Source organism: Corynebacterium sp. HMSC055G02 (assembly GCF_001809065.1).
GTDB lineage: Bacteria > Actinomycetota > Actinomycetes > Mycobacteriales > Mycobacteriaceae > Corynebacterium > Corynebacterium jeikeium_D.
Window position 1 is genome coordinate 1 of sequence record NZ_KV795646.1, and the last position, 6,194, is coordinate 6,194.

General features: G+C 58.4%; 5 protein-coding genes and 1 tRNA gene. 3 read left to right on the top strand and 3 right to left on the bottom strand.

Features of this window, described 5'->3' with window-relative positions:
• Nucleotides 1-103: 103 nt before the first annotated feature.
• Nucleotides 104-176: transfer RNA gene (locus HMPREF2547_RS04490), tRNA-Lys, on the bottom strand.
• Nucleotides 177-828: 652 nt separating this feature from the next.
• On the opposite strand from HMPREF2547_RS04490, the gene HMPREF2547_RS04495 reads away from it, so the two are divergent.
• Nucleotides 829-1,998 carry a L,D-transpeptidase gene (locus HMPREF2547_RS04495; RefSeq protein ID WP_049172917.1) on the top strand — a complete coding sequence of 390 codons (1,170 nt, stop codon included), beginning with the start codon at nucleotides 829-831 and terminating at the stop codon, nucleotides 1,996-1,998.
• Between the two features lie 53 nt (nucleotides 1,999-2,051).
• On the opposite strand, the gene HMPREF2547_RS04500 is transcribed toward HMPREF2547_RS04495, so the two are convergent.
• Both HMPREF2547_RS04500 and HMPREF2547_RS04505 read right to left on the bottom strand, forming a co-directional pair.
• Entirely contained in the window at nucleotides 2,052-2,735 is a 684-nt protein-coding gene (locus HMPREF2547_RS04500) for a LuxR C-terminal-related transcriptional regulator (protein ID WP_080969579.1), read from the bottom strand.
• 61 nt (nucleotides 2,736-2,796) lie between these two features.
• Entirely contained in the window at nucleotides 2,797-4,002 is a 1,206-nt protein-coding gene (locus tag HMPREF2547_RS04505; RefSeq protein WP_065421673.1) for a sensor histidine kinase, read from the bottom strand.
• Between the two features lie 149 nt (nucleotides 4,003-4,151).
• Here HMPREF2547_RS04505 and HMPREF2547_RS04510 point away from each other — a divergent pair, with 149 nt between their 5' ends.
• Both HMPREF2547_RS04510 and HMPREF2547_RS04515 read left to right on the top strand, forming a co-directional pair.
• On the top strand, nucleotides 4,152-5,168 hold the full coding sequence (locus HMPREF2547_RS04510) for an FtsX-like permease family protein (protein ID WP_239272274.1): 1,017 nt from the start codon (nucleotides 4,152-4,154) through the stop codon (nucleotides 5,166-5,168).
• A 102-nt stretch (nucleotides 5,169-5,270) separates the two neighbouring features.
• The gene (locus HMPREF2547_RS04515) at nucleotides 5,271-6,065 is read left to right on the top strand and encodes an ABC transporter ATP-binding protein (RefSeq protein ID WP_049172923.1); all 795 of its coding nucleotides are present in this window, start codon (nucleotides 5,271-5,273) and stop codon (nucleotides 6,063-6,065) included.
• Nucleotides 6,066-6,194: the final 129 nt, after the last annotated feature.

Sequence of the window (6,194 nt, forward strand, 5' to 3'; positions counted from 1 at the left end):
CCGAGCCAGACACACATTTTGTCGTTTAACCCCAAGTTGGCGCCTACGCTTGTTATGCAACAAAAAGACCGGGAGGGTATTTCTACCTTCCCGGTCTGTATTGTGCGCCATCAGGGACTCGAACCCCGAACCCGCTGATTAAGAGTCAGCTGCTCTGCCAGTTGAGCTAATGGCGCTTACTGTTTCCTGCTTGGTGCTCTCTGTGTGAGCTCCTCGCCGGCAACGAGAAGATATATAACCAGGTTTCTGATTGTTTGTAAAATCGGCTGGTCAGATGCTGTTTTTGAATTGATGTTTTTGCATGTTTTTTGAAAGGTTTTGCGCAACCGTTTGAAAAAAGTTCAAAAAAAGTTTGGAAATCCTCAAAGTGGGGTAGGGCCTGTATCAATGCCATCGACGTTGGGAGTGTGCATAGATGTCGGAGTTACGTTCGACAGTGTTCAGTAACGTCCGGAAGCGTCCGGTGGCACTTTTGAATAGCGAACTGATTACTTTTCGGTAACGCAGCTTCAAGGGGGCGCTGTTTTCCCAGGTCGGTTGAAGTGCCCCGGTTTTTTGGGGTTGCACAGCAATTTTCCAGAGGGTTAACTGTAGGAACCGTTGGGCTACTTTGCGTGCTGCGCCCTGTGAGGGGTTGATGACTGCGATTGGGCAGTCAATAAGGCTTTTCAGTTAGGGCGAGCGTTTTATCGGTGGCTAGTGCCGCTGCAGGGCAGTCTGACCTTTTTCGAGGGCGCACCAGGGGCTGTAGCAGGACTCCGCTGTGTGTCGCAGTGTGTCCCCGGGACTTACTACTTAATAATTGCACTGTTGGAGTGAAGCACGATCATGCGGCAATCTTTTAAGCGCCTGTCGATGGCGGTGGTGACATTTGCGACCACCATCTCGCTAGCTGCTTGTACCGTCGGCGGAGATAATGCCGAGCAGCAAGAGGCGGAGAAGCCAGACGTTGGTCTTGTCGCCAGTGTGAAGGACGACGCCACCGATGTTTCGGTGGTTGACCCGATTTCGGTTCAGGTGGAAGAGGGACATCGCCTGGACAAGGTTGTTATGACCAACCCTGAGGGCAAAGAGGTCAAGGGCAAGCTCGACTCCAGTGGTACCAAGTGGACCACTGCAGAACCCCTGGGCTACTCAAAGACCTATGAGATTAACGCCACCTCGGGCACAGAAAAGCTGGCTACTTCTTTCACCACCGTCGAGCCGACTTCTCAGGTAAATGGTTACCTGTCCCCGCTGGATGGTTCCACCGTGGGTGTCGGTCAGACTATTGCTGTGAAATTCAGCGCGAGTATTTCGGACCGCAAGGCTGCTGAGGAAGCAATTAAGGTGACCACCGAGCCTAAGGTGGAAGGCGCTTTCTACTGGCTGAATAACAGTGAGGTGCGCTGGCGTCCAAAGGAGTACTGGAAGCCGGGGACCAAGGTTACCGTGAAGTCCGATATTTACGGCACGGATCTTGGTGACGATATGTACGGTGCGGAGTCCGCCGAAACCAGCTTCACTATCGGTGATGAAGTCATTGCTATCGCTGATGACGCGACGAAGACCATGGTCATTAAGAGGAACGGTGAAGTCGTAAACTCCATGCCTATCTCTATGGGGTCGAATGTTCACCCGACTCCGAATGGCCAGTACATCATCGGTGATCGCAACGAGACCATGGTGATGGACTCTCGTACCTACGGCCTGTCTCTGGAAAACGGTGGCTACGTCACGCCGGTTAACTATGCAACGCAGATGTCTTACTCCGGTATCTACGTCCACGGTGCACCGTGGTCAACGTGGGCACAGGGCAGCGTCAACCAGTCTCACGGCTGCATCAACGTCACTGACGCCAACGCTAAGTGGTTCCTGGACAACACTAAGCGCGGTGACATCGTGATTGTGAAGAATACGATTGGTGAGACGCTCTCCGGTGTTGATGGACTCGGTGACTGGAACATCCCGTGGGAGACCTGGAAGAAGGGCAACGCCGACGAGACCAGCTCTTGGTAGTCCATGTCCTCTAAGTGAGGCCATCATTTAAGCCACGCGGGTTAGTCCGTTTCCTAATCACCCAACATTCCCAGCTCCTGCGCCCGAGCAACAGCCGCGGTGCGGGAGCTGACGTCTAGCTTGGTGAAAATATGTACCAGATGCGATTTCACAGTCGCTTCGGTGAGCACCAGCTGTTCTGCAATTTTTCTATTCGACATACCCCGCGCGACCAACTCGAGCACTTCGAGTTCGCGCGGGGTTAGTGCTGTATTGGGGTTGCGCATCCGACCCATCAAGCGCCCGGCCACTTGTGTGTTCAGCACGGTCTCGCCGCGAACGGCACGACGGATACCATCGATGAGCTCCTCCGGAGCGGCATCCTTCAGCAGATAACCAACTGCGCCTGCGGTGACAGCGCCGAGCACATCGGAGTCCGAAGAATAATTGGTCACCACCAACACTTCTGGAGCCTTTGCGCCGCGCCCGGCCAGTGCGCGGATGGCTGCGGTGGCATCAACTCCGCCTGCGCGGGTAGCAGTGCCAGGGGCCTCACCAAAGCGAAGGTCCATGAGTACCAGATCGATGTGGTCGCAAGAGTCGTCGTCAAGCGATGCGCGCACCTTCTCGACCGCCTCGTCACCGCTGGCCGCCTCGCCAACCACGACGATATCCGGCGCCGATTCAACGACTGCGCGAAGACCAGCGCGGACGATGGGGTGATCGTCGGCGATGAGGACTCCGATGGGCTTGGTCACCTGGCTAACTCCTCGGGTGATGTGAATGGTCGTTTCCTACCTGCATACCAGGCGCGGGACTTTAAGAGGCGAGCTCGTGCGGGATGCTGACGCTGACACCGCAGCCACGCCCCGGTTCCGACTCGATGGTGAAGGTGCCGCCGAGCTTCTCCACGCGTCGGCGCGCGTTGGCGATCCCCACGCTGTCGTCGTTAGTTGGTGCGGTGGGGTCGAAGCCGATGCCGTTGTCGACGCAGTCGAGCAGAATCTCGTCGGGCTGGTAGGTCAGGGTGACACGGCAACGCGTGGCGTGTGCATGCTTGACGACGTTCGCCAAGCTCGCCTGGGCCACCCTGATGATGGTTGCTTCGACGGTGGCCGGCAGCCGCGTGGGTGTGCCGTCGACGCAGAAGCTGACAGCATCGCCCAGCACCGTGGAGGAGCAGACTTTCTCCAACGCGCCGGATAGGTCTGCGCCTTCGAGGGGAGCCGGCTGAAGTGCTGCGATGATGCGCCGGGTCTCGGCGAGATTGTCGGCCGCAACCTTGCGGGCGAGCTGTAGCGAATCCACCGAGGTCTGGTCATGCTGAGTGGGAGCACTTTTCATGCGGGACTCCACCGAATGCAGCAGCAGCTGGATGGAGGAAAGCCCCTGCGCCACGGTGTCATGAATATCGGCTGCGAGGCGTGCGCGTTCGTCCAGCTCACCGGCACGACGGGACAGTGCTTCCGAGTGGGCGCGGGCAGCTGAGAGCTCCTCCAGCGCCTTGGTCTTTTCGATAGTCTCCTTCTGCAGGAGCCGGAACCCCAGCCCCACCGTGAGTACAAACGTCCCACCCAGAATGGGGCCGAGGACACCACCAAATGTCAGCGGAGTGTGGACGGCGATAGCACCGATTGCCGTCGCCGTCGTTGCCACCACCATAACCACGGCCATTAGGCCACCGGTGACCTGCAGAATTACGAAAAACAGCGGGAAGACCAGGAAAGAGGCATCCAGCGTCGCAAACGACATTGCCGCCCAGCACAGCAGCAGAATCACAAGCCAGCCCAACAGCAGGCCACGCGGCTTAGTCAGCGCGACCTCGTTGGCTACGTTGCCATGCCGAGCCCGACCAATCGGCCCGACCGAACCTGCGATGTACACCGCTAGAAAACACGCCGCATAGGTGATGATTCGCCACTGCGGATCCGGAACCACGCATACCGCCAGCAGCACCAGCACCAAAACATCCAGGGCAAACCGCAGTAATTGCCAGCTGCGGTTCAGGGTCTCAGGAGTATCCACGCTCTCGAGCTTAGGGCAGTTCCGCCTGCCAAAACACCGCTGACGAGCCGGAATTGTCAACATCAACCGAAAGTTGGAGACGAAGTTCAACCTCCATGGCGATTAAATCCGCCTTTGAATCCACGACCATAATGAGTATGTACCAGTCAATGAAAGAACTTCGAGCCGCTCCAGGCCGTGCCGCACTGATCACCATCACCGTCGGGATGATTGCTGTGATGGTCACGTTCCTCTCGGCTTTGGCCGCCGGCCTGTCCGCCCAGTCCGTCTCCGCACTGGACGAGGTCTACGACAAAAACGACGCCGTCGTCATCTCGGAGGGGGCCACGTCGCTGTCGTCGTCAAGTATCGGCGAGACGGCGCGAAAGAGCGTCCAGACGTGGGCGAACGATAACAACGCCACCATCCGCGATGTCTACGTCAGTCGTGCGCGCGTCGATGAAACGCCCGTCACCGTCATCTCCGACTTTTCGCTTAACGACGACCAGGTGGCCGTCACCGACGGCGTCAGTGAAACCGCCATTGCGGAAGGTGACTCGCTGACCCTGTCTGGCGCGATGGGCGAGCACGAGACCACCGTTGCGCGCGTGGCGGGGGATAAGTGGCTGGATCACCAAGCGGTCATTTATGCCGGGCGCGGCGTGATGGAAGACCTGACGCCGGGGCAGATGGTGCCAGCGGCGATGGTTGTCGACGAGTCCGCGGCGCAGCTGCCGAATGTCCCGGAAGGAACCATTCTGCGCGACGGCGAGCGCAATAACCTGTCGGCTTCCTACCAGGGTGAGCAGACTTCGCTGAACGCGATGACCTCGATGCTGTATGTGATTTCTGCGCTGGTGGTAGGCGCGTTCTTCACCGTGTGGACTGTTCAACGACTGCGTGGTGTGGCCATTTCCTCGGCGCTCGGTGCGTCCCGCTCCGTGCTGGTGGCTGACTCTCTGGCGCAGGTCCTGGCCGTGCTGGCAATCGGAGTCGGCGGCGGTGTTGCGGTGACTGCAGCGGCGGGCTGGGCTCTGCAGAGCGGCGACGTCATGCCAATTGTGGTCGATGCTTCCACGACCGTCGTACCGGGGCTCATTCTGGCCGTGACCGGCGTAGTTGGTGCGCTGCTGGCACTGGTGCCGGTATTCCGCGTCGATCCGACCACCGCATTGGCGAATGCGTAGTGGCTCGTTAGTACGGCCTAGCACGGCGGCTTCCCACAGAACACTCACATCGCGTTAATCATGCACAACCTGCAACTGAGGAATTGAGGAATTGAGGACAAAATGACTACCTACATCGACAACCAGGCTCCCGTGGCACTCGCTCTAAAGAACATCTCGCTGACCGTCCAAGATGGCGACAACAAACGCACCATTTTGGATGACATCTCGCTGAAGATCCGGGCAGGCGAGGTAGTGGGACTGGTCGGACCATCGGGTTCCGGCAAGTCGACTCTGTTGACCATCGCAGGTTGTTTGAAGAGTGCCGATACCGGACATGTCACGCTGTACTCCAACAAACAGGACGCGAACGGTGCAGGCGCGGACGAGAGTGCGGAAAGGAAGGCCATTGATTTGAGCGCTCGCGGCGCGGATGCTGCCAAGATTCGTCGCGAACACATCGGTATTGTTTTCCAGCAGCCGAATCTTCTGCCAGCGCTGACGGTTAAGCAGCAGCTCATCGCAATGCGGCGACTGGGCCGTGTTTTCGGGTGGCCCGCGGGTGGCCGTCGTGAAGCGGAGAAGCGCGCGGATGAGCTGCTAGAGGCAGTCGGACTGGCTGGGCTGGGAGAACGTCGCGTGAGCCAGCTTTCCGGTGGTCAGCAGGCGCGCGTCAATGTTGCGCGCGCACTGATGAATGAGCCGGAAGTGCTGCTAGTCGACGAACCGACCGCGGCTTTGGATCAGAAGAGTGCAGGGGCGGTGACGCGACTGATTATGGATGTGACGCGGAAGATGGGTGTGGCCACCCTGTACATCACCCACGACCTGGGGCAGCTCCACGGTGCCGACCGAATCGTGGAGATGGTTGACGGCAAGCTGCAGTCCGCGGATGCAGGCTTGGTGGCTACTCGGTAGTGACTATGGGGGAGGAGGCGGCATCGAAAAGGCTGGGTCAGATAACCACGCCGCCGGAAAGGCTCACATTTTTGGCCTTTAACCCCAGAAATTACGGGCTGCAAATGTGAAACTGTGTGAGTTTATGAC

Excerpts from the sequence above, each read along its gene's own strand:
- HMPREF2547_RS04510 (WP_239272274.1), top strand. The coding sequence starts at position 4,152 with ATGAAAGAACTTCGAGCCGCTCCAGGCCGTGCCGCACTGATCACCATC.
- HMPREF2547_RS04495 (WP_049172917.1), top strand. The coding sequence starts at position 829 with ATGCGGCAATCTTTTAAGCGCCTGTCGATGGCGGTGGTGACATTTGCG.
- HMPREF2547_RS04515 (WP_049172923.1), top strand. The coding sequence starts at position 5,271 with ATGACTACCTACATCGACAACCAGGCTCCCGTGGCACTCGCTCTAAAG.